Here is a 24,054-nt window from a genome sequence, read left to right on the forward strand (position 1 = left end):
CGACCTCTACACGATGTTCGACGGCGGAGGTAGGCGCTGGTGGGTGTGATGGGTCGCCCGGATCGCGCTGTGGGGCTTGGCAGGACGCTCGGTGGCGTGTTCTGGGGACTCAGTACCGGTGAGACCGCGGGCGGTCGGACCCTCCGACGCTTCGGGCGCCAGCGAGGTGTGAGGTAGACAGGTTCGTTGCATGTGGCCCCTTTCTCGAGCGGCAACCGAAGCTCGTCGCGCCTGGCGACGGCCATCCGTCGGCCGCGGCCCTGCTCAGCCGCACCGAGACCTCGTTCGGCCGCTCGGCTGAAACCTTCGGGCGCGCCGGGTGTGGGCAAGTCGAGTGTGCAATCAGCCCCCGAGTAGCCCACACCTTTCCCTTGTATATAAGGGCTTTCTGGGCGAAAAGTGTCGGTGGTCGTGGTTATGCTTTGGGGTATGGAGATCTTGGCGTTGCCCGCGGTGTACTCGCTGAATGTCAGCGGGTTGGTGTCCGGTTTGGATGCCGCGCATGCCGCCAAGGCGATGCTGGAGACTTTCATCTTGCAGGCGAGCGGGCGGCTGGACGAGATGGGTGCCGCAGCGGAGCTCGGTGCCCGTGACACGGTCGATTTCTTGTCGACGCGGTATCGGCTGGTCCCGACCGAGGTCCGCAAAGACCTCGCGTTCGCTGCTGCTCTGGGCAGGTATCCGGTCGTGGCTGGCGCGTTGCCTGATCCCACGGACCCGGCCCGTCCGGCGACGTTGCGTCCCGCGCAGGGGCGGGTGATCGTCGAGACGTTGGAGAAGGCTCCTTCGGCGGTTCCGGTGGAGGCGTTGGAGGTGGCCGAGGAGCAGATGGTCGGCCTGGCCCGCGACCGCGATCCACGCGAACTCGCCGCTGTCGGCCGTGATGTCCTCGCCAGGCTCGATACCGACGGTGCCGAGCCGGCCGAGGACGTGGCCCACGCGAAGCGGTCTGTGCGGGTGCGGCAGGTCGACGGCGGTGTGAAGTTTTCGGGGTTCTTGCCGGGTGCGGTCGGTGAACAGCTCATGACGCAGCTGCATGGTTTGTCGAAGCCGCACACGACTGTTGATGGTGAGCGTGATCCGCGGTGTCTGGACGAGCGCCGGGCGGACGCGTTGGCAGTGATCCTGGACGCGGCCGCAGGAAACCCCGACTACCCGGGAATTCCGCATCTGACGGTCACGATCGACTACGGCGACCTCATATCCGCTCTCAGCGAGGCCCCAGAAGCCTTCAACGCTGGAACCGGTACGGCGGGCGCGGTCGGCGAACTGGTCTTCGGCGGCAACTTGTCTGCTTCGGCGGTGCGTCTGCTGGCGTGTGATGCCGCGGTGTTGCCGATTGTGCTGGGTGGGGATTCGCAGCCGCTGGATGTCGGTAGCGAGCAGCGGTTCGTGAACCGGTATATCCGGCGGGTGTTGAACAAGCGGGATAAGGGGTGTGTGGTGTGTGAGGCGCCGCCGTGGATGTGTCATGCCCATCATGTGGTCCATTGGGCTGATGGTGGTCCGACGAGTCTGCAGAATTTGGTGTTGTTGTGTGCTGCTCATCATCGGGCTGTGCATGCGGGTCAGTGGTCGGTCGCGATCACCGGCGGGGTCGTGGAAGTGACCCGCCCGGTCTGGGCCGACCCGCCACGGGTGACCGATCCCGCTGTGCTGGCTGCTGCGATCGCCTGGGCGACCCCTGCCCAGGCCTCGAGTGGTCGCGCCACTGTGATGGTCGACCCGGTTCATGAACAGCCTGGCAGGCTCCCGGCCGGCTGGCCTGGTCCGGATCTGGTCGCGCGCGGTGAGGCTTTCAGTGCCCGGTTGAGGTCGTCGGTGCCCGCTGATTTCGATCCCTGGGGAACCAACGCCGCCCCCACCGCCGGCCCGTAAACCGTTGCCGCCCCGAAGGCGCTCTTCCCATCCGGTCGCTCGGATCCGGCCGGTGGTGTGGGCGGTGGCTGGTCGCCGCTGCGGCCGGTTCTGCTGAAGCGGGTGGCTTGGGGGGGGTGCCCACTGGGCTTGGGGGTAACGGGTTGCCCACTGGGTTGGGGAGTGATTCCGCCCGCAGAGGGCGGTTAGCACTCCCCAACCTTCCTGGCGGGTCGCCGACGCAGCATCCAAGCTCACCTCCGGGGCAGCTGAGCGGATCCGCCCGGACGCGGACGCCACCCCAAACAAGCTCCGGCTGTTACCACCGCGGCGAGTCACCGCATAGGCGGCGACGCGGAGCGCGGTCGGACCGTCGAAAGCTTGAGCGCTGGCGGCGACCAGCGCTCGCGCCAGTCCGCGCCCGTCGCCAACTCGGTGCGGTGAACAGTTCGATGATGAACCGGCAATCCGGTATATCCGGCCAAGGCGCTCGCTCCACGACCAAACCGCGCCGGCCAGCTCATCCTCGAACCAGGCGAGCTGACTTTGCCGCCACATCCAGTACGCCGTACCCGCCGTCGAACGTCAGTTGGATCTCGTCAACTGCCTCAGCCTCGGACGCAGCCGCAACCCCAGGTTCGCGAAGTACAACCGCCCCAGCGCTGCTGTGTCCGCCGCCAGCGGCGAACGCAGCACGACGTCATCATCCAACGCCGGGACGGCGAGCTCTGTGGGCTGGCGGATCAGGGTGCGGGTCACCGGTTGGAGGAGGCTCCGATGAAGGCGGCGAGGTCTGCTGCCTGCTGGATGCGGGAGTCGTCGTGGACGTACATCATGTGGCCGGCGGGGTAGTACTTGACCTCGATGTTGTCCGTCAGCTCGCGGGGGATCTTGAGGCGGGCGAGGGTGTGTTCGGTGGCGAAGTACGGGGTGGCGCCGTCGTAGTGGCCGGAGGCGACGTGGACCTTGAGGTGCGGGTTGGTGCGCAGGGCGTCGGCGAGTTTGTCGGCGACGGTGATCTGCTGCCCCTCGAACTCCTTGTAGGACCAGTTCGTCGCGGCTGCCGAGCTGAGCACCTCGTAGGGCAGATCGTTCTCGTAGCCGAGCTCAGCGCGGACGTAGTGGTTGAGTGCGGCGCTGTACGGGCCGATGATCGCGGCGAACGACGGGTCGTTGCCGCTCGCATCGATGGCATAGTCCGCCTCCCAGCCGGTGAAGCGGCCGTCGAGGCGACCGACCGTACGGCGCTGGGACCGCAGGAGTTCGGTGTAGAAGCGGAAGTGCTCGATCCGCAGGTCCACCCGGTCGATGTAGTCCTCGCTGAGCCCGGTCAGCGCAGCGAGCCGGGTCACCACCTCCGCTCGGTAGTCGTCCGGGATGCGGTTGCCCTGGGCAAGCGCATTCGGGTAGCGGCCGGCCGCGAACCGCTCGGCGTCGGCGAGCAGCTCCTCGAGCGTCCGGTCCGGGATCAGCCCGTGGTAGTGCGCGATCGCGGCGTACGTGGGCAAGAACAGGGTGTACGGCAGGTCGTTGCCGGGGGAGAAGTCGAGCGTGCCGAACTCCAGCACCGCCGAGATCAGCATCACGCCGTTCAGGTACATCCCGTAGCGGGTCTGCAGATGCTCGGCCAGTCCGGCCGCGCGCGTCGTCCCGTACGACTCACCGGCGAGGAACTTGGGCGAGATCCAACGTCCGTTGCGTGAGGTCCACAGCCGGATGACCTCACCGACGGACTCCAGGTCGCGCGTGAAGCCGTGGTACTCGCCGGGCTTCTGCCCCTCGACAGCGCGCGAGAACCCGGTCGAGACCGGGTCGATGAACACCAGGTCGCTGTGCAGCAGCAGGCTCTCGTCGTTGTCCACCAGCTCGTACGGCGGCGCTGCCAGCGCACCGGCGTCACCCGAGACGACGCGGCGCGGGCCGAGCAGCCCAAGGTGCAGCCAGATGCTCGACGAGCCCGGCCCACCGTTGAACGCGAAGGTGACCGGCCGGTCGGCCGCATCGGCGTCGTCCAGCGTGTACGCGGTGAGGAACACCTCCGCCTTCGGCTGGTGCCCGTCGAACTTGCCGTCGGTCAGCACCTCCTCCCGCAGCACGATCCGCCCGGTGGTCGCCGTGTACTTCAGCTCCCGCCCACCGATCGTCAGGGTGTGCCGGGTCGCCACCAGATCGTCGACCGGCGGGGCCGCCTTCTTCGCTTGAGGGACAAGCTTCTCTTCGGTGGTCGCCTTGGTGCTCTCGTCCGTCGCCATGCCCAGCACCCTAGATCACCCCACCGCTAACGTCCGAAGTCGTGGTGACACTGGTGGTGACGGCAGTCGGCAAGTTCCGGTCGCCATCCCCAGAAAGAAGTACCGGCCAGCGAAGCGGGCGGGTGGTCGGTCTCGCGTCGGCGGTGGTGGCGTGAGACACCTTGTGATGGCTGGAGACCTGTTGCCATAGGTCTCCGGCCACGACTTGTTGTCTCCGGCCGCCAGTGGTGGCGCGGGCCAGCGGGGCTGGGGAGTCTTACTGGTCGTTTTCGGGAGGTCAGGTTCCCCAGTCTGCCATGACCGCCCCCGGCGAGTGGGGCCACCGTTGCGATCAGCACCCGAGTGTGAGGACCGTGCTGCCGGATATCGATTTCCGGCGACACACTCCTCACACTCGACGCCCCACTCCTCGCACTCGCACGGTGGTTTCACTCGCGGCCGGCACGGTGGCTTCACTCGGGCAGCACGGAGGGGTCCGCTGGCGGCTGGCACCGGGTCCACTCGCCGACGGGACCACCTCGGCCAACTGGTTCTGCCGGCAGCAACCACCGCGACGGGTCACCTACAAAGCCTCCTGATCGTCGGCGGAACCACAACCCGACAGCCCAAGGCAACAGGGAACCGCGGTCACCAACCGAACCATCCCCCTCAGCCATAGACCTGCTCAGCCACCCGTCTCAGTCAAACCGGCCGCAGCGGCGACCAGCCACCGCCTGCCCCACCGGCCGAATCCGAGCGGCGGGATGGGACGAGCACATTCGGGAAGGCGGGGTAACTGGCCAGCCAAAGTGCCCAGCCACCGCGACCCATCGCAACAGGCTCCGGGTGACAGCAGATCCCCGCAAACCTGCATCTGGGAGGCAGCTCGGTGCCGCTCGCCTTTGTGGAACGTTGCGGCCGCCAGGCGGACATTTGGTTCCACAAAGACGCGATTCGCCCGCCTCCGGCTGACAGGCTTTGACTGAGCTGCACAACGTCCGGAAACACGCCGACCACGTACTACTGGAGACCACGCCCTCCGTTCCTTCGGACGTTGGGTGGGTTAGCTGAGCGTGAAGCTGTCCACGTCGAACAACGAACCGCCTCCGCCGCTGAACGTCAGGAACAGTGCACCCGTGCCCGGAGTGAGCGTGGTCGAGACGGTCTGGAAGTTCTCCCAACCACCAGTGACCGGTACGGCGACTGTCCCGAGCACCGGCCCGGTCGCCGAACCCGAGCGGACGCGGATGGTCCCACCCGCGCCGCCTGACGAGATCCGCGCGCTGAAGTTGGTCTTGCCGGAGACGTTGACCTGCGCGTACCCGGCCCAGTCACCGTTGTCGATGTAGCCGAGGGTCCGACCACCACTGGCGCCGGTGTGCGGCGCCACCTGCACGCCGGACTGCGAGGTGAACGCCTCACCCTCGATCGGGATCACCGGCGGCGCCGAGCCCGCACCAGCGGCGTACTGGATGCCGCCGAGCAGGTGCTGCCGGAACGCCGGATCGGCGTACGACTCGATGGTGTGTCCGAAGCCGGTGTAGAACGAGCGACCGGATCCCTGCGCGTGGTACCAAGCGATCGGGTGATCGCCCATGTTCCCGCCGGTGTACGTCGACTCGTCCAGGTTGATCAGCACGTGCACATTCGGCCGCGGGTTGGTGCGGTAGTTGTACAGCTCGTCCGTCCGCACCCACGTCGTCCCCAGATGCGCGGTCGACGGATGCGTGCGGTCCTCGACCCGTGCGGTCACCTGCTGGATCGCGGGATGGCTGTGGAACCACGCGCCGCACAGCTGACCGTAGTACGGCCAGTCGTACTCCGTGTCCGCGGCCGCATGCACGCCGACGTACCCGCCGCCGCTGTTGATGTACGCCTCGAACGCCGCCTGCTGCGTGTCGTTGAGGATGTCCCCGGTCGTGCTCAGAAAGATCACTGCCTTGTACGCCGCCAGCGAGGCCGCGGTGAACACGTTGCTGTCCTCACTGGCGGTCACGGTGAAGCCGTTGGCGGCACCGAGGTCCCGGATCGCCTGGATGCCGGCCGGGATCGAGTCATGCCGGAATCCGGCCGTCTTGCTGAACACCAGCACCTGGTACGGCGCCCCGAACGCGGGAAGGTTGTTCATGCCGGCGATCAGCAGTCCACCGGCGATCAGTGCGGTACGACGCGTGAAAGTAGTCATGGCCAGCTCCTCGGAGTCACGGTTCAGGGAGTCACGGTGAAGGTGTCGACGTCGTACAGGTTTCCGGCGCCGCCGACGAAGGACAGGAACAGCGGCCCGCTCGCGGCGGCGTTGAGCGTGGTCGAGACGGTCTGGAAGTTCTCCCAGCCGCCAGTGACCGGTACGGCGACCGATCCGAGCAGCGTGCCGGTCGCAGAGTTCGCGCGGATCTGGAGGGTGCCGCCGACGCCGCCCGACGAGACGCGCGCGGTGAAGCCGTGCATGCCGGCCGTGCTCACTCCGGAGTACCCGGCCCAGTCGCCGTTCTCGATGAAGCCGACCGTCGCGCCACCGCTGGCTGCACCATGGGCAGCGACCTGAACGCCGGACTGGGATGTGAACGCCTCACCCTCGGTCGTGGTCCCGCCCGAACTGCTTGTGTTGAGCGTGAAGGCATCCAGGTCGTAGAGGTTTCCTTGACCGGTGGCGCCCTTGAACACGAGGAACAGCGTGGTGGTTCCGGCCGGTCGGTTGTTCAGGTTGGCGGACACGTTCGCGAATGTGTCCCAGCTTCCGGTGGGCGCGACGTTCGCCGTACCCAGCAGCGTTCCGGTAGCTGAACCGGCGCGCACCTCCAGCGTGCCGCCAGGACCGGCGGACGAGACGCGTGCGGTGAATGACGTCGCGTTGCTGACCGCGTACGGCGTGAACGAGATCCAGTCGCCGTTGTCCACGTACCCGGCCGTCTTCCCGCCCTCGGCGGCCGCGTGGTCGGCCAGCGTGATTCCGGACTGCGCCGAGAAATGCTCCGCCTGACGGTGGCGCGGCTGCAGCTTGCGGACGCTGTGCGTGGTCAGCCCGCCGTTGTCGGTGTACTCCGCGTCGAACACGCCGTACACGTTCGCCGCCGGATCGTGCTCACCATCCACCGGTACGGCGATCGACCCGCTGCAACCGTTCTTCGAGGTGATCTGGTGCTGGTGGACGTCGTGCCCGAGCAAGTACGTCACCTTCACCTTGGTGCAGTCGATCGTCCCGTCCTCTGGATCACTGACACTCACCTGGAAGGGAACCGTGTCCCCGAACGAGAACAGCTGGCCGTCGGCTGGTGAGGTCAGGTTGACGGTCGGTGCGGTGTTGCCCACGCTGATCTGGACGTTCGCGGTACCGGTCAATCCGGTCGGGTCGGTCACGGTCAAGGTCGCGGTGAAGTTGCCCGCGGTGTTGTAGGTGTACGACGGGTTCGCCTGCGTGGAGGTGCCGCCGTCACCGAACGTCCAGCGGTAGGTCAGCGCGCCGCCCTCGGGATCTGAGCTTCCCGCGGAAGAGAACGCGACTGTGAGCGGACGGCCGCCGGAGGTCGGCGTACCGGCTGCTTTGGCGACCGGGTTGCGGTTCTGGGCGCCGATGTACTCGATCCGCCAGAGTGCCTGGTTGTTGCCGCCGGTGCCGTAGTCGAGGACGTAGAGCGCGCCGTCCGGGCCGAACGCCATGTCCATCACCTGGGTGCCGTTCCACGGGAAGGCACCGATGTCGCCGACTCCACCGCTGCCTGTCACCTCGATCGCCTTGATCCACTGGCGACCCAGCTCACCGGCGAAGTAGCGGCCGTTGAGCGAGGCCGGGAACTTCACCGGCGAGTTGAGGTTGGCGTCGTACCGGTAGACCGGGCCGCCCATCGGCGACTCGGAACCGCCGTTGCCGAACTCAGGCGGCGTACCGGCGTCACCGGCGTACCGGATCCAGGCCGGCTGGGCCGGCGGCAGCGTGGTCCGGCCGGTGTTGCGCGGCGAGTTGTTGGTGGCACCGGCCGCGCAGTTGAACTTGGCGCCCGAGGGGCCGCTCGGGAACTGGTAGTCGTTGTAGGTCTCGTCGGTCGTGTTCGTGCCGGTGCAGTAGGGCCAGCCGAAGTTGCCCGGCGCGGTGATCCGGTCGAACTCGACCTGACCGTTCGGCCCGCGGTTCGGGTTCGTGACGCCGGCGTCGGGGCCGTAGTCGCCGAGGTAGACGATGCCGGTCGCCTTGTCGACGCTCATCCGGAACGGGTTCCGGAAGCCCATCGCGTAGATCTCCGGGCGGGTCTGCGCGGTCCCCGGCGCGAACATGTTGCCGGACGGGATCGTGTAGGTCCCGTCGGCCTGCGGCTTGATCCGGAGGACCTTGCCGCGCAGGTCGTTCGTGTTGCCGGAGGTGCGCTGCGCGTCGAACTGCGGGTTGCGGCTGGTCCGCTCGTCGATCGGCGTGTAGCTGTCGGACTGGAACGGGTTGCTGTCGTCACCGGTGGTCAGATAAAGGTTGCCGGCGGCATCGAAGTCCAGATCGCCGCCGACGTGGCAGCACTGACCCCGATCGTTCGGAACCCGGAGGACGATCTTCTCGCTGGCGAGATCGAGGGTGTTGTTGGCCGCGAGGGTGAATCGCGAGAGGTGCAGCTCGCCCTTCCAGGCGTCCCAGTCGGCCGGCGTTCCGTCGGTCGGCGCGTCGCCGTCCGGGGTGCTCAGACGAGGAGAAAAGTACAAGTAGACAAAGCGGTTCGTCGCGAAGTTCGGATCGACCGCGACACCCTGCAGGCCTTCCTCGTCATGCGTGTAGACGTTGAGCTTGCCGGCCAGGGACGTCGTACCGTTCACATCGGTGATCCGGACCGAGCCGTCGCGGGCGGTGTGGACGACGGAACGGTTCGGCAGGACGGCGAGCGACATCGCCTCGCCGAGTTCGTTCCCGCCGCTGGCGAGCGAGATCTGCTGGTAGTCGCCGGGCGGGATCGTCGATCCGGCTTGAGCTGGTGCGCTGAGACCCAGCGCGGCGGTCAGGAGGGCGGCGATCCCGAGGGAGATCCGCCGGACAGTTCTGGAGGTCATGGCTGGCTCCGTCAGTTGGTGATCAGGTCGAAGGATTCCCAGGGGCCGATCGCCGCTCGGTTGGCGATCAGGGCGGCCGCACCGGCGTTCTCGGCACAGACCAGGTTGTTGTTGACTTGTGCGCGGAAGCTGACCGTGCCGTCGCCGTTGCGGATCAGCTGGAAGGTCTCCCACGAGCCGACCGCCGCGTTCTTGGCGAGCAGTGGCGCCGCACCGGCGTTGTCGGCGGCAACGAACAGACCGTTCGCCTTGGCCTTCAGCGAGACATTGCCGCTGCCGAGGTCGGCCATTTCGAACTGCTGCGCCGTACCGATCGTGGCGCTGTCCGCGATCAGCGGCGTACCGGTTCCAGCCGTGACGTACTTGCCGTTGGCACGCGCTCGCAGGCTGATCGTGCCGGTACCGGGAGTTGCCTTCGGCAACCCGATCGTTGCCCGGTCGTACCGCCTCGCGACGGTGGCCGGCGTACCGGACAGTGGTTGGAACGGTTGGATGGCTGAGCCGGTCTTCTCCACCAGGTAGGACCGGCCGGCCTGTGCCGGGATCGTGACGGTCGCGCTGGTCTGCGGCGCGACGACCGTGGCCCGGGTCTGACCGTCCAGCACCGTCACACTTTGACCAGGCCAAGGATTCCGTACGGCGAGTTGCTGGTTGGCGCCGGACGCGATTGCGACCGTGGTCGGCGTACCGGCGGTGATCTGGACGTGGACCTTGGATTTGTGGCCGATGGCAACTGTTCCTTCACCGGTCCAGTCACTCGGCCAGGCGGGGGCGATCCGGAGCAGGCCGTCGTAGTCCTGAGCCAGCGCCTCGGGTACGGCGATCGCGAGGACGCCGGACTGCTCGATGTACGGCTCCGAGCCTGGTTGAGCGGTGAAGCTCGCCATGCCGGATGGGTAGATCTGGAACTGCCGGATCGCCGCCAGCAGCGCCGTCCGCACCTCGGGCGCCATCCCGAGCCGGGCGGCGTGGAGCGAGTCGTAGCTCCAGGTGTGGCTGTTGACGTAGCTCCGGGAGGTGAACGTCCGGCGGCCGAGCGCCGAGTTGTCACCGATCAGGTTGAACGGCCAGACCGCTTCCAAGCCGATGTTCTCGGAGTTGCGCCGCTGCGCTGCGGGTTGAGTGGACGGGCCGATCATGGTGTTGCCGTTGGCATCGTCCGCGGGGGTGAGGAGTTGTTGCTGGGTAGCGGTGTCGGTGCGCGGCAGCGTCTGGATCTTCGGGATCGCCGCGTTGAGCTGATTGACCAGGGCCGCGTCGACATTGAGGAGCTGCGCAGCCTTCACCGCGATCGGGAAGAAGGCCTGCATCGCCGCGACATCCGTGGTCGGGTCGGTCACATCCCACTGGGTCTCGTGGGCGTTCGACCTGGTGTGAAGCTTGCCGTCGGCACCGGTTGTCGCGTGCGAGAGCAAGAACTGCGCCGCACCCTTGATCAACGGGTAGTGCGCCTCCAGGAAGGCTCGGTCGTCGGTCATCCGGTAGTGCTCCCAGACCCACAGGCCGACCTCGGCGCCGGTTGTCACATTCAGGGAGTTCCACATCGGCGGGATGGTCGAGTCGCAGGACGCGTTGTCGTTGCCGCCGTTGTAGGTACCGTTGCCGTTGAACCGCATCGTCTCCGGCACGCAGAGCCCCTGCTTGCCGGGCATGTGCCCGCTGGTCCAGGCCGCGATCGCGTCGACGTTGTCCTTGTACAGCCGGAACATCGGATCGTTCAGACCCGGCAGGCCGGCGGCGAGGTTGGCGGCGACTTGCATGCGGAGGTTCCAGAACCAGTAGCCGGACGGGTACCAGTCCCGCTTGTCCTGCGAGAACGTGAACAGGTCGGCGACACCAGCCTGCGACCCAGGCAGTACGCCGCGACTCTGTGCCGCACTCGCATAGAGGAAGATCGTCCGCAGGTTCTCGACGTAGTCGCCGGTCCCGTCCGCGGAACTGATCTTGATCAGGCCGGCCGAGCTCCAGTAGTTGTGCCACCACTGCAGATGCGCATTCCGTACTTCGCCCTGCGCGGCACCGTTCAAGACCGCGTTGGTCGTCGCGATCGAGTCGCCGCCGGTCCAGGTCGGTGCCGCGACGACAACCCGGAACGAGCCGTCGGTGTTGGGCTGGAAGCTGACCTGGCCGGTCAGGTTGTTCGGGGTGGACGCCGTGACATTGCGGCCACCTGCGGTCAGCCCGGCGAGCGATCCGAACGTGCGACCGGAAGCACCGGCCCCGTTGTTGTCCACCCAGGTTTCGGCGAGGGCCGCCGTACCGCCGGATGCCCTGGCCTGTGGGGAGCGTCCGCTCCACAACTTCACCTGGGCGGTCTGCGTGCTGTTCGGATCGGCGCCGGTGACGTCGACGACGAGCTGCTGGGTATCGGCCCGGACGAAGGCCGTCAGGGTCATGCCACCGCCCGACTGCCGGAGCATTCCGTCGTACAGGTCTAGTTTTCCGGTGAAATCGGCCGCGCTGGTTAGCCGGGACAAGCCCGGAATCACCAGCTGACCAAGGGATTTCCGATCGGGGAAGGTGTCGGTGCGGTTGAGCTGCGCGGTGAATCCATCCGCCGCCCAGACAGCCGCGCCGAGGGCGCCGTTGCCGAGCGGAAGGGATTCGGTAGGAGCGGTGTTGGCCCGCTGAACGACGATGTCGGACCGCCGGACGACGTTCGGGGTATCGACCACGAACGAGCCGTTCCGCCACGCCGTCGTACCAGGCGCGGCCTCAGCAGGCGGACCTGCCACCAGCAGCACAGCAGTCATCGCCAACGCCAGCACCACGCTGAGCTTCGGCCGGATCTTGGGCAAGTGCCTGATTTTGGGCAAGGGTGAGCGCACGGGGGCGTGCATCGGACCTCACTGAAGGGCGAGAGCCGCCAAAGCGGCCCTAGGGGGCGGACCCATCGGCCGGGCGCAGGACGAACCCTGGGTGCTATCGGATATTTCCTCTCCCAGCCCCTCCCGTCAAGACTTCGTTGGGAGCCCAGCCAAATTCCCCGCCAACTTCTTGCACACTTCCCCTCACTTTCTTGCACCCCGACCCACCCCATGGCGGGTGCGTCAGCCGCACGCGGCCAACTCGCCGGCCATCTGGTGGGTTCCCCCCAAGGCCGGTTAGTTAGGGGGGTGGGGGTGGTGTCAAGGCGGTGATGTTGATGGTGATGGTGGCTTTGTAGGTGGTGCGGTTGATGTTGAGTCCTTTGGCGGGGTATCTGGATGTGGCTCGTTTGACGGCGCGGGGGCTGAGGCGGGTTCGGCGTTTGGGGAGGAGGTTGGCCAGGACGAGTCGGCCGATGTGGCCGACGAGGTCGGTGACGGTGTCGGCGATGATGCCTGCGGCTTGGACGAGTTGGTCGCGGGCGGCGTTGAGGGTGATGGTGAAGCTGGCTCGGTCGGGATCGGTGCCGGGCCGGGTGTCGGTGGCGTCGGTGATGGCTTGGCGCAGGATCTGGTAGGTGGTCAGGAGGGCGTAGACCTCTTGGGTGATGCCTTCGGGAGTGCGGGCTCGGAGGATGTGTCCGCCGAGGATGGTGGATTTGAGTTCGAGGTAGGCGGTCTCGATTTCCCAGCGCTGGTGGTAGAGCGTGACCAGATCGAACGCGGGGTAGGTGTGGGGGTCGAGCAGGGTGGTGACGAGCCGGTAGCTGCCGGTGCGTCTGCCGTCGCGGGTCGCGATGGTGATCTCGGCTTCGATGACGCGGACCGGGGTTCCCATCCAGTGCGACAGGTAGGAGCCGTCGGCCAGGCGGTGCAGGGTGGGGAGTTTCCGGTTGGTTTTGCAGCGGATCAGCAGGTCGGCGCCGGTGCTGGTGATCGCGGTGATGATGTCGTTGGTGGCGAAGCCCCGGTCGGCCAGCACGATCATGCCGGCGCGCAGGGCACGGGTCAGTAGCGCGGGGGCGTAGCTGGTTTCACCGATGCCGGACGGGCCGAAGACGGCGTCGATGACGGTGCGGGTGCCGCAGCAGACCACAGCCAGGAGCCGTAGATGTGGATACGACCCGGTGTTGCCGCTGGCCTTTTTGGTGAACACGGCCAGGTTTGTGGCCGTGTCGGGCACCGACAAGGTGGTGCCATCGATCGCGGTGACCAGTAGCCCCCGCCAGCACACCCAGCCCCTGGTGCTGGTTGCCGCCGGGCCGCGGACCAGGTCGAACAACGCCTTCAACGGCGCCGCCCCGAGCCGCACCCGGGCCTGGGTCAACGCGGCCGCGGTCGGTGCAGCCACGGCCAGGCCGTGCAGCCCGGCGACCATCCGGTGCCACACCTGGCCATAGCCACGATCGTTGAACAAGCACCCGGCCAGCAACAGGTAGACCACGACCCGGGACGGCAGATCCCGCACCCTGACCTGGGTCTTACCGGTCTCGGTGAGAACCGCATCGACCATCTCGAACGGAACATGCTGGGTCAACTCGCCCAGATGACCAGGCGCGAAAGCACCCTCAGCCACCTTGATCGTGCGAGTAATGACAGACTGAACAGACAGCGGAGCCCCTCAGGTAGCTGATTGTCTCGCGAGGACAAATCTGTCTACCCGGGGAGCTCCGCTGCTCCATGTCCAACACGCCCTTGACACCACCCCGACCCTCTTAACTAACCGGCCTTTGGGGTTAACCCAGCAGATGGTGGGTTCTGCACTCGCATGCGGGTCCGGAACGGACAAGCTCGTGGGGGAACCCACCAAACGCACCCCGAAAACCCGGTCCGCCGCATGTGTGCGCGGTATAGAGTCGAGACCGGCTGTACGGCGCGGTTCTGCACGGTGGCTTCAGTCGCGCCGGCCACAACCCGGGGGTGCGCCTACCCGGTGGGGGCCGTGGACAGGTAATACCTTGTTCACGCCCACCGGTTCCTGTTCACACCCCCGCCCCGTCGCCACCCGCCGCGCGAAATTTGAACGGATAACCCTCGAAGTCACCCGCACCGGTCAGCAACCGAAGGCAACGGGAAGCGCGGTCACCGGCCTCCCTTGCCGGATCGCAACCGGAGCCCGTCAGCCCTAGGCAACGGAAGCGCGGGCACCGGCCTCGCCATCCACCTCAGCCACTGCGGCGGCCAGCCGTGCTGTCTTTCAGATCGGCCGGTCGCGGCGATCAACCACAAACCGACGTCCCCGGCCGAGGCCATTTCGGTCTGTGCCCCGCCTGTCCGCCAAGGCCAGCCGACAACACAGCACAGCGAGCAGAGCGCATGGCTGAGCCGCATGCCGAGCCCGGCGACCGCGATCCCGCCGCCTGGGAACCAGCTGCGTTAGCCGGTGGATTTTGGGTGCTCGGCGACCAGAATCCACCGGATAGCGGGAGGGGCGACGGGCCGGGCCTCTGGGTGCGCGGGGTGGGGTGGTGGGCGAATTAGGGTGGGGGGATGGCGACGATCTTTCATCTCGCGTTTCCGGATCAGTGGGCGGCGGCTGAGGAGGCCGGGTGCTACCGGTGGTCCACGCGTGGCAAGTCTCTTGACGACGGGGCGACGTTCATTCATGCGTCGCGGCACGACCAGGTCGCGATGGTGGCCAACTTCGTGTACGACGACGTGGCCGGGCCGCTGAGCCTGCTGGTGATCGACACCGGGCGGCTGGTGTCGGCGTTGTGCGACGAGGACCTGGACGGGATCGGGATCACGTTCCCGCACATCTACGGCCCGCTGAACCTCGACGCGGTCGTCGAGGTGCGCCCGTACGAGCGTGCCGCGGACGGGCGATGGCCTGAGGTGGCCGCCGAAGCCGTATCCTGATCGTGGAACGGGTCGGTCGGGCGATCGCGTCACCCACGTGAGTGGGTGCCGAGGAAAGTCCGGACTCCACAGGGCAACGTGGTGGGTAACGCCCACCCGGGGCAACCCGCGGGACAGTGCCACAGAGAACAGACCGCCAGCGGCTTCGGTGAACCCCGTGGTTCATCGAGGTGCGGGTGAGGGTGAAACGGTGGTGTAAGAGACCACCAGCTCCCCAGGTGACTGGGGAGGCTCGGTAAACCCCACGTGGAGCAAGGCCAAGAAGGGCGACGGGCAACCGCCGTCCGCGTGAGCGTTCGAGGGCTGCCCGCCCGAGCTCGCGGGTAGGCTGCTAGAGGCGGCTGGCAACAGTCGTCGTAGATAGATGATCGCCGTAACAGGATCCGGCTTACGGACCGGCCCGTTCCCCCATCAGAGCCGTCCGGCACTCACCACTTGCTCAGTGGGATGCCGGGCCCGTCGTCGACGATGCGGCGCTTGAAGACGAAGTACAGGCGTATTCCGAGGCCCGCTGCGCCCGCGCCGACGAGCAGGTTCCTGGTGCCCCACCAGAATCCGTGCTTGTCCGCCAGGGGCGCCGCAAAGCTGTCCACCAGGTCCTGGATCTCGCGCTGCTCGGGCTTCGTCAGCCCGACGCTTCCGGCCTTACTGGTGGCGAGGTTCAGCACCTGCGAGTTCTGCTCGTCGGTGAACCCGGCAAATGACGCAAGGCTCGACGGAATGCTTTGCGATCCACTCGAGGTTGATCGCGACCCGCAGTACATCGGACTTCCAGATCTTGTGTCGAGCTGCACCACGTGGATACCGCACGAGTCCCCGGCTTCGCCGAAGCCGATCGTGTACTCCATGTAATACCCAACCCGCTGAAACCCACCGGCGATCATCAGCCAGGCGCCACCCAGCACCAGCACCACCGCCACACCCGTCAATCGCTCCCACATACCGACAGGTTCACATCCAGCTGTGCCTCACGGACGGCGATGCCAGCATCCTGCCAATTGCTGCTTGCGGGATCAGAAGGTGTGGTCGTCGGTGGGGAAGGCTCCGGTGGCTACGTCGGCGGCGTAGGCGGTGGCGGCGCCGGTGAGGACGCCACGCAGGTCGGCGTACTGCTTGACGAAGCGGGGCATCGCGCCGGAGCGCAGCCCTGCCATGTCCTGCCAGACGAGGACCTGGGCGTCGGTGTCGCGACCGGCGCCGATGCCTACGGTGGGGATGGGGATTCGTTTGGTGATCTCGGCGGCCACGTCGCCGGGGACCATCTCGAGAACCAGTGAGAACGCGCCGGCCTCGGCGAGGGCGACAGCGTCGTCGATGAGGCCGGCGGCTTGGTCGCCACGGCCTTGGACGCGGTAGCCGCCGATGCTGTGCTCGCTCTGCGGGGTGAAGCCGATGTGCGCCATCACGGGGATGCCGGACTGGGTCAGCTTCTCGACCATCGGTACGACGGTGCGGCCGCCCTCGAGCTTGACCGCATGAACGCCGGCCTCCTTCATGAACCGCACCGCGGTGTGGAAGGCCTGCTCCGGCGACGCCTGGTACGAACCGAACGGCAGATCGGCGACGACCAACGCACGGTCGACCGCGTTCGCCACCGCGCGCGCCAGCGGGATCAGTTCGTCCACGGTCACCCGCAGAGTCGTGTCGTAGCCGAAGACGTTGTTCGCGGCGGAGTCGCCGACCAGGAGGACCGGGATCCCGGCCTGGTCGAAGATCTCGGCGGTGTACTGGTCGTACGCCGTGAGCATCGCCCACTTCTCGCCGCGGTTCTTCATGTCGCGCAGGTGGTGGATGCGGTACCGCCGCGGCCGCGCCGGCGGCTGTCCCGAACCCGGACCGCCACCCTCAGGCGGACGCTTCTCTGAAGCCGAAGGCGGCACCGAGGAGTCGCTGGCTTCCGGCATACCGGCAGCGTCCGTCGGTTGGGCACGACGTGCAGCGCGATGCGAGGCGACGTGGTCGGGCGCCACCTGGCTGGGGGCGTCCTGCTGGACACCCGCTCGCCGGCGGGCGCCGATCCGCGACCGCGGCTCGCTCACGGGGGAGTTGCTCTCGTACTCCGCGCTCGGATCCGACAGGTAGCTCGGCGCCGACGGAGCGGTCGGCTCAGACGTCGGCTGCGGCGCCGGGGCCTGGGCCGCGGGCTGGGACGGCTGCGGAGCCGGTGCCTGCGGCCGCGGGGGGATCGGCGGCTGCAACGGCTGCTGCTGACCACCTTGCTGCTGACTACCGGGCTGCTGACTACCGGGCTGCTGACCACCGGGCTGGTTGGGCACCGACTGCGTCGGGCTCAGGCCGTTGGTCGGCACCGGAGGCAGCGCACCGGTGGTCGGCGGCGTGCCGTTCTGCACAGGTGCCTGGCTGCTCCAGTTGGTCGACCCGTTGGAGGCAGGCGGCGGTGTGTGCTGGGTCAGCCCGTTGCTGCCCTGAGGTGCGGCCGGGGGCCGCGGCGGCTGCAGAGGCGGCTGCTGGGACGACGGTGCACTCGGAGCTTGCCGGTTCGGCGGTACGCCGTTGCTCCCGTTCGTCGGGGGGAACGGAGTCGGCCGGCCCTGGCTGGGCGGCTGAGCAGGCGGCTGCTGCGGCCGGAACGGGTTCTCCTGCGGGTACGCCGGTTGCCCGTACGACTGCTCGTCGCTCCGGGCCTGCGGCTCGCGCTCGCCGTAGTACTCGGGCCGCTGCGGCGGTTCGCCGTACGGCGAACGTGGCTGCTGCTGTCCCTGACCTGGACCCGGGGCGGGCGGCTGGTTCGGGGGAGCGGACGGCTGCGGCGGCTGCTCGGCGTACCGCTGCTGCGCAGGCGGTTGGGCGGGCGGCTGCACCGGCGCCTGGGCAGGCGGGGGCCCGGGCAGGTACGGCGACTTCGGCACATACGGCTGCTGCGGCACCGGGCCGCGCTCGAACTGCCGGGGCGCGTTCGGCAGCGACGGCGCCGGGTCGAGGCCTCCGGCCCGGTCCCGCCATGGCTCGTTGTCGTAGTCCGAACGGCGGTGCTCTTCGGTTGTCCGGTTCGACGGTCCGGTCCCGTACGGCGAGGGCATCTCCTCGTCGTCCTGGGTACCGGCCGACATGAAGTTGTCAACCATGCCCTCATCGTCCCACCGATGCGCACGGTAAGCGCTACCGGCTGTCCCTGAGTGGTCAGTCACATCGTCTCGGGGCAGGCCGGAGGCACCGTCGACCTCCTCAGGAGATCCCCACGGTGTGTCCTCGGATGGGCGGTACCGCCAGGAGTCGCTCAGTGCTCGGCTGCCTTCCGTGCGTCCTCACGCCATGCATTGGTGATCGGCAACCGGCGGTCCCGGCCGAAGGCCTTGTGGGTGATCTTCGGGCCCGGTGGGTACTGCCGGCGCTTGTACTCCGCGCGGTCGACCAGCTGGATCACCTTGCTCACCAGCTCGGTCTCGAATCCGGCCGCGACCAGCTCGGCGCTGCCGCGGTCCAGTTCGACGTAGTCGTCCAGCATGTCGTCGAGCAGATCGTACGGCGGCAGCGAGTCGGTGTCCTGCTGTCCCGGGCGGAGCTCGGCGGACGGGGGTTTGGCGATCGAGTTCTCCGGGATCGGCGGCTGCTTGCCGCGCGCCTTGGCGTCCTCGTTGCGCCACTTGGCGAGCCGCCAGACGACGGTCTTCGGCACGTCCTTCAGCGGTGCGTAACCACCGACCGCGTCGCCGTAGATCGTGGAGTAGCCGACCGAAAGCTCCGATTTGTTGCCGCAGGCAAGTACCAGGTGGCCGTCCGCGTTCGACAGGCCCATCCAGATCACCGCGCGCACGCGGGCCTGCAGGTTCTCCTCGGCGAGCCCGGTCAGGCCGAGTGTGTCGATGAACGGCTGCACCATCGGCTGGATCGGGATCACCCGGTAGTTGAGGCCCGTCCGGGCCGCGAGCTCGGCGGCGTCGTCCTTGGAGTGGTCACTGGAGTACACACTCGGGTTGGAGACTCCGAAGACGTGCTCGGAACCGATCGCGTCACAGGCGATCGCCGCGACCAGCGAGGAGTCGATGCCGCCGGACAGACCGAGCAGGACCGACTTGAACCCGTTCTTCTGCACGTAGTCGCGCAGCCCGGTGACGACCGCGCCGTACATCTCGGCCTCGTCTGCCAGCCGCGGCGCGACAGCCGCCGCGATCGGCTCGTACGCCCCGACGGTGTCCTCGTGGATGACCGTGTGCACGATCTCGATGCCTTCGTGGGTGCCGGCCGGCGTACCGGTCGCGGCGGGCAGCTCGAGGTCGACCACCATGCTGCCCTGCTCGAACTGCGGCGCCCGGGCGAAGATGTTGCCCTCGGCGTCGGAGATCAGCGAGTCGCCGTCGAAGACGAGCTCGTCCTGGCCGCCGATCAGGTTCACGTAGGCGAGCGCGCAACCGGCCTCGCGGGCACGCCGCGTGACGAGCTCGCCGCGGACGTCGTCCTTGTTCGCCTCGTACGGCGAGCTGTTCACCACCAGCAGGAGTCCCGCGCCGGCGGCCTTCGCGACGGCGACCGGACCGCCGTCCTGCCACAGGTCCTCACAGATCGCGAGGGCGACATCGACCCCGTGGATCCGGACCACCTGCAGCGTGTTGCCCGGAACGAAGTGCCGGAACTCGTCGAACACCCCGTAGTTCGGCAGGTGGTGCTTGACCGCACTGGTGACGACGCGTCCTTGGTGGATGACCGCGGCCGCGTTCGTCGGTGAACCCTTGGGGCGACCGAGCCGGTCGACGCCCATCGCCGTACCGGTGGCGCGGTCCAGATATCCACACACCACCACGATGTCGCCGAGTCCCTCTTCGGCCAGTCGCTCCGCCAGCCGCTGGATCTTCGCCTGCGAAGCATCCACGAACGACCCGCGCAACGCGAGGTCCTCGACGGGGTAACCGGTCAGCGCCAGCTCGGGAAACGCGACCACGTGCGCACCACGCTCGACGGCGTTTCGCGTCCAGGCAACGATCTTCTCGGCGTTCCCGTCCACATCACCGACAGTCACATTGAGCTGAGCAAGAGCCACCCGAAGCTGAGACACGAGAGCACACTACTGTCTCCGCTGGTCTTTCCAACCCCCGATCCACTCCAGGACACGCGCGAGGTTCGACTCAACCGGTTCAATCGCGTCCACCCGCAGGTGTTCCCGCGCGATCCCCGGGTAGTCGATCCGCATCCGCTCGACGTGGTCCCACCCCACTTCGTGCCACCCCGGAATCCCGCGCCGCCGCCCTTCCAGCCGCTGCCGGTGCAGGCCCTCGTCGCTGCACACGCACTCGACCACCCGCAACCGCGCGCCGTACTCAGCCGCCGTCCGCTCCCAGACCTCAGCCGTCGCGTCATCCACCAGGCAATCCACCACCGCCGACTGCCCGAGCATCACCTGCCGCCGTACCAACGTCTCCAGCAACCCGTAGTACATCGCCAGAAACTCCGGCCGCCCCAGTCCGCGCAACACCCCGTGGGGCTTCAACGCCCCCAACAACCAGTCACCGGCAAACACCGGCACCCCGCGCCGCCGCCCCACCTCCTCAGCCAACGTCGACTTGCCCGTCCCCGGCAATCCGGTGAAGACCACAACCTGCTGCATGTCTCAAAGGTAGTCACGTGCCGGCGAGGACCAGTTGGTGTCGAGGGATCCAACCGAGGGAGCTGTAGAGGAGCTGGCCCTCGGTAGAGGCGAGGAGGATGCCGGTGGTTGCGCCTTGCCGGTGGGCTTCGGTGACGAGGGCGGACATGAGCGCCCGGGCCAGACCCCGGCGGCGATGGGCGCCATCGGTCTGAACCATGTCGACGACGGCGTCCGTTTCACAAACGGCGATCCGGCCGGTGGCGGCTGACTCGCCGTCGTGACGCAACTCCGCGTGGATGGCACCGGCGTTGGAGGTCAGGTGGAGCTCATACTCCGGTGGGATCGGATGGCGCGGATGATCAGCCAACGGAGTGCTCATCACCCACAGGGTGTACCGCACCGTCAACGGATGCAGAGCCGGTACGACGACGCCCGGGTTGTCGCTGATGACTGCGAGCCGAACGGTGCCCGGTGGATGCGGAGCGGCCAAGGCCGTGCGGACCGCGCGGTCGACGTACTGGTCGGTGGTGAAGAACTCCACCTGACGATCCGGCTCGCCGGCGTGGACGGCGATGACGTGGTCCGTCTCGGTGTAGTTCGTCCAGCCGCGGGACAAGGACCAGCCGCGTTGCCACCGGGTGAGCAGTTCGTCCATGCCCGCTATGGAATCAGCGACGAAGGTTCATCTGCGGCGGACTTTGGATGGATGTTCGGTACGGCGGGAGGCGGTTGGCTGGGGGTATGACGATGACGGGTGGGCCTACTGGGGTGGGGGAGCGGGCGCTGGGGCCGGATCTGGCTCGGGGGTTCATGTTGTTGTTCATCGCGCTGGCGAACTCGCATTATTTTGTGGATCGGGGTGCGGCGTTCGGTGGGTTTCCGGTGGGTGGGTCGGGGGTGGACCACGGGGTCGGGATGGTGATCTCGACGTTCGTGGACGGGCGGGCGTTTCCGATGTTCGGGGTGTTGTTCGGGTACGGCGTGGCGCAGATCGTGCGGCGGCAGCGGGAGGCGGGCAGGGGGTGGTGGCCGGTTCGGAAGCTGTTGTGGCGGCGGAGTCTGGTGCTCGTGGTGCTGGGGTTCGCGCACGCGATGCTGCTGTACGTCGGGGACATCCTGGCGGCGTACGGCGTCCTGCTCTTCCTCGGTGTGTGGGCGATCCGGTGGCGGACCGGGTGGCTGTTCGGAGTGGCCGCGTTCGTGCTGGTGCTGACCGCGTTGCCGACCGACGACTCGTTGTCGACGATGTCGGAGGGGGCGGATCCGGCGATGCTGCCGCACAATCTGCTCGATCAGTTCGCCGACCGGATCACCGTGCAGCCGTACATCGCGTTGCTGGGCTGGATCGGTTTCGTGACGCCGTTCCTGATCGGATTGTGGGCAGGTCGCCGGCGCATTCTCGAACGCCCGGCCGAACACCTCACCCTGCTCCGTACGACGGCCGTCGCGGGGCTGACGATCGCGATCCTCGGCGCGTTGCCGGTGTCGTTGGTTGTCGGCGGCATCATTGACCGGCCGAGTGATCACGCCCTCAACATCCTTGGTCCACTGCACGACGCGAGCGGAGTCTTCGGCGGATTCGGGTACGCCGCGCTGATCGTGCTGGTCGCGCGCAGGCTGGGCAATGGACCAATCACCCGCGCGATCGCCGCCGTCGGCCAACGCTCGCTGACCTGCTACCTCAGCCAGTCGGTCGTCTGGGCGATCGTCTTCACGCCCTACCTACTGGATCTTTCCCGCACCCTCACCGTCACGACGACAGCCCTGCTGGCGATCGCGACCTGGCTCGCGACCGTCCTGCTCGCCGAGAGAATGCGCCGGCTCAACTACCGCGGGCCGTTCGAGAAGCTGATCCGATGGTTCACCTATCACTCCAAATCCAGGGTCGATCAGCTGACCTGAACGGTCTGGTCTAATACGACGAGTGACAGAAGGTGAGCTCAAGCTCGGACGGGTCGGGAAGACGGTCCGGGTAGCGGTAGCGGTGGTCGGGATCGTGCTGCTGGTCAACGGCTCGGCGCGGGCATCGGACGACGCGTGGCCGTTCGGCCCGATGTCGCAGTACGCGGGAAGTGTCGCCGACGACGCCTCGGTCACCTTCACCCGGATCAGCGCGCAGACCGACGCCGGTACGACGGTCGACGTACCGCTGAACATCGAGGGCGCCGGCGTCGCCCGGGCCGAGATCGAGGCCCGGACCGGCGAGATCGAGAAGGACCCGGCGCTCCTGCAGCAGGTCGCGGACGGCTGGAAGAAGAAGCACCCCGACCAGCCGCAGTACGTGAAGCTCGAACTGATCCGCGACACCACCCAACTGGTCAAGGGCCGGGTCGTCGGCCCGCCGGCCCCTGAGGTGCTCGCGACCTGGCAGGTCCGCCGATGAGCACCACCGTCAAGCCCCCGGTGAGCACGCGGATCGCCGACTGGTTCACGCCGAAGATCGCGCTGGCCCGGGTCGCCTGGCTGCGGACGGTCCTCTACCTCTTCGTCATCCTCGACATGCACGCGTTCGTCCGCGACACCCGCCTCAAAGGCGAGCACCCCGGCCTCTACCAACCGCTGCTCCTGGCCCGCATCTTCGACCTCCCCAAGCCGTCGGTCGCCAACACCACCACCCTGTACGTCGTCCTGATCGTGGCCTGCCTGATCGGCGCGACGAACTGGTTCCCGCGGGTCGCCGGCTGGATCGTCGCCCCGGCGTTCACCTGGTGGGTGCTGATCGGGATGAGCGACGGCAAGGTCGACCACGATCACCTGGCCCTGGTCGTCGCCCTCTGGGTCCTTCCGACGGTGAAGTCCACGGTCCGCGGGCGAGCGGCGTACGGCGATCAGACCCGTTCCGAGGCGGCCGGGTGGGCGGTGCGGTGCATCCAGATCAGCGTGATCGCGACCTACTTCCTGTCCTGGGTCGCGAAGGTGCGCAGCCCGGGGTGGAAGTTCACCTGGCCGGGGAGCGCGATCCTGACCTGGGCGATCGTCCGGCGGCCGCACCCGGTCGGGGAGTGGCTGCTGCACCATCCGTGGATGCTGCACGTGATGCAGTGGGTCGGGTTCATCGGTGAGTTCTTCTCACCGGTGATCCTCTGGCTCAAGGGCCGGTGGCAACTGCTCGGCGCGCTGTTCTTCCTCGGGTTCCACGTGGCGAACACGGCGATCCTGCTGATCCACTTCCTGCCGACCGTGGTCTGCTGGCTCGCCTTCGCGCCTCTCGAGCGGATCGTGCCGTGGTTCGCGAAGCGACGGTCAGATCGCGATACCGGAGAGACCGAAGACCAGCCCGAACGCAGCGGGCAGGCCGAGCAGCAGGCCGGCGCGTAGCCGGAACCGCCGGCCACCCGGCCCCGGGGTCCGGACGATCCGCGAGAGCACCGCACCGGCGTACCCGAAGACGAAGGCGACCAGCAGGATCTGCCGGGTCGGCAGGTTGTCGGCGTCGTGGTGGGTCAGTCCGAGCGTGATCAGGCCGGGGAAACAGAACGCGACCATCCCGAAGCCGATCTCCGGCAGCGGCAGCCAGCGCCGCCCGAGGACGTCGCGCTCGGCCGGCCGGCGGTGCCGGACCGACTGCACGAAGCGGGCCGTCGAGAGCAGCAGATCGCTCAGACACAGGATCGCGGCAACCACCAACGCGACCCGGAACGTCATTTGCACGAGGGACACGGTAGGGCAAGGT

At 67.7% G+C, this 24,054-nt stretch carries 17 protein-coding genes and 1 other RNA gene; 6 read left to right on the forward strand and 12 right to left on the reverse strand.

The annotated features are described in order from the left end of the window. The first annotated feature begins 429 nt into the window (after nucleotides 1-429). Nucleotides 430-1,878: a DUF222 domain-containing protein gene (locus OG474_RS33300; protein ID WP_405057572.1), complete on the forward strand. Its 1,449-nt coding sequence runs from the start codon at nucleotides 430-432 to the stop codon at nucleotides 1,876-1,878. Between the two features lie 564 nt (nucleotides 1,879-2,442). On the opposite strand, the gene OG474_RS33305 is transcribed toward OG474_RS33300, so the two are convergent. The 6 genes from OG474_RS33305 to OG474_RS33330 form a co-directional block, all read right to left on the reverse strand. Further along, nucleotides 2,443-2,616 (reverse strand): hypothetical protein, encoded by a 174-nt coding sequence (locus tag OG474_RS33305; protein ID WP_405057574.1) that lies wholly within the window; start codon nucleotides 2,614-2,616, stop codon nucleotides 2,443-2,445. After that, on the reverse strand, nucleotides 2,613-4,109 hold the full coding sequence (locus OG474_RS33310) for a S10 family peptidase (protein WP_405057575.1): 1,497 nt from the start codon (nucleotides 4,107-4,109) through the stop codon (nucleotides 2,613-2,615). Before OG474_RS33310 ends, OG474_RS33305 begins: the two co-directional genes overlap by 4 nt. Before the next feature lie 1,042 nt (nucleotides 4,110-5,151). Next, complete coding sequence (locus tag OG474_RS33315; protein WP_405057576.1) at nucleotides 5,152-6,273, reverse strand: ThuA domain-containing protein; 1,122 nt, start codon at nucleotides 6,271-6,273, stop codon at nucleotides 5,152-5,154. A gap of 23 nt (nucleotides 6,274-6,296) precedes the next feature. Next, on the reverse strand, nucleotides 6,297-9,113 hold the full coding sequence (locus tag OG474_RS33320; RefSeq protein ID WP_405057577.1) for a carbohydrate-binding protein: 2,817 nt from the start codon (nucleotides 9,111-9,113) through the stop codon (nucleotides 6,297-6,299). Between the two features lie 11 nt (nucleotides 9,114-9,124). Beyond that, nucleotides 9,125-11,911, reverse strand: a complete 2,787-nt coding sequence (locus OG474_RS33325; RefSeq protein ID WP_405057578.1) for a fascin domain-containing protein — start codon at nucleotides 11,909-11,911, stop codon at nucleotides 9,125-9,127. 310 nt (nucleotides 11,912-12,221) lie between these two features. Then, on the reverse strand, nucleotides 12,222-13,556 hold the full coding sequence (locus tag OG474_RS33330; RefSeq protein ID WP_405057579.1) for an IS4 family transposase: 1,335 nt from the start codon (nucleotides 13,554-13,556) through the stop codon (nucleotides 12,222-12,224). Between the two features lie 914 nt (nucleotides 13,557-14,470). On the opposite strand from OG474_RS33330, the gene OG474_RS33335 reads away from it, so the two are divergent. Then, entirely contained in the window at nucleotides 14,471-14,839 is a 369-nt protein-coding gene (locus OG474_RS33335) for a DUF952 domain-containing protein (RefSeq protein ID WP_405057580.1), read from the forward strand. 8 nt (nucleotides 14,840-14,847) lie between these two features. Next, nucleotides 14,848-15,246, forward strand: an RNA gene (gene rnpB / locus OG474_RS33340) — RNase P RNA component class A. 21 nt (nucleotides 15,247-15,267) lie between these two features. Here the strand turns inward: rnpB and OG474_RS33345 are convergent. The 5 genes from OG474_RS33345 to OG474_RS33365 form a co-directional block, all read right to left on the reverse strand. Further along, nucleotides 15,268-15,780: a hypothetical protein gene (locus tag OG474_RS33345; protein WP_405057581.1), complete on the reverse strand. Its 513-nt coding sequence runs from the start codon at nucleotides 15,778-15,780 to the stop codon at nucleotides 15,268-15,270. A 72-nt stretch (nucleotides 15,781-15,852) separates the two neighbouring features. Then, the gene (gene panB / locus OG474_RS33350) at nucleotides 15,853-17,925 is read right to left on the reverse strand and encodes a 3-methyl-2-oxobutanoate hydroxymethyltransferase (RefSeq protein ID WP_405057582.1); all 2,073 of its coding nucleotides are present in this window, start codon (nucleotides 17,923-17,925) and stop codon (nucleotides 15,853-15,855) included. A gap of 152 nt (nucleotides 17,926-18,077) precedes the next feature. Continuing rightward, on the reverse strand, nucleotides 18,078-19,850 hold the full coding sequence (locus OG474_RS33355; RefSeq protein ID WP_405057583.1) for an NAD+ synthase: 1,773 nt from the start codon (nucleotides 19,848-19,850) through the stop codon (nucleotides 18,078-18,080). Nucleotides 19,851-19,859: 9 nt separating this feature from the next. Beyond that, nucleotides 19,860-20,399 carry an AAA family ATPase gene (locus tag OG474_RS33360; RefSeq protein WP_405057584.1) on the reverse strand — a complete coding sequence of 180 codons (540 nt, stop codon included), beginning with the start codon at nucleotides 20,397-20,399 and terminating at the stop codon, nucleotides 19,860-19,862. Between the two features lie 13 nt (nucleotides 20,400-20,412). After that, complete coding sequence (locus OG474_RS33365; protein ID WP_405057585.1) at nucleotides 20,413-21,036, reverse strand: GNAT family N-acetyltransferase; 624 nt, start codon at nucleotides 21,034-21,036, stop codon at nucleotides 20,413-20,415. An 86-nt stretch (nucleotides 21,037-21,122) separates the two neighbouring features. Between OG474_RS33365 and OG474_RS33370 the strand changes: the two genes are divergently transcribed. The 3 genes from OG474_RS33370 to OG474_RS33380 are packed head-to-tail and all read left to right on the forward strand — an operon-like array spanning nucleotide 21,123 to nucleotide 23,699. Next, nucleotides 21,123-22,283, forward strand: coding sequence for a DUF418 domain-containing protein (locus OG474_RS33370; RefSeq protein ID WP_405057586.1), 1,161 nt, complete (start codon nucleotides 21,123-21,125; stop codon nucleotides 22,281-22,283). A gap of 22 nt (nucleotides 22,284-22,305) precedes the next feature. Then, entirely contained in the window at nucleotides 22,306-22,764 is a 459-nt protein-coding gene (locus tag OG474_RS33375; protein ID WP_405057587.1) for a hypothetical protein, read from the forward strand. Continuing rightward, nucleotides 22,761-23,699 carry a hypothetical protein gene (locus tag OG474_RS33380; protein ID WP_405057588.1) on the forward strand — a complete coding sequence of 313 codons (939 nt, stop codon included), beginning with the start codon at nucleotides 22,761-22,763 and terminating at the stop codon, nucleotides 23,697-23,699. Before OG474_RS33375 ends, OG474_RS33380 begins: the two co-directional genes overlap by 4 nt. On the opposite strand, the gene OG474_RS33385 is transcribed toward OG474_RS33380, so the two are convergent. Then, nucleotides 23,625-24,026: a hypothetical protein gene (locus OG474_RS33385; RefSeq protein ID WP_405064642.1), complete on the reverse strand. Its 402-nt coding sequence runs from the start codon at nucleotides 24,024-24,026 to the stop codon at nucleotides 23,625-23,627. The genes OG474_RS33380 and OG474_RS33385 overlap by 75 nt on opposite strands. Between the last annotated feature and the right edge of the window lie 28 nt (nucleotides 24,027-24,054).

This window comes from Kribbella sp. NBC_01505 (assembly GCF_045040285.1).
Classification (GTDB): Bacteria; Actinomycetota; Actinomycetes; order Propionibacteriales; family Kribbellaceae; genus Kribbella.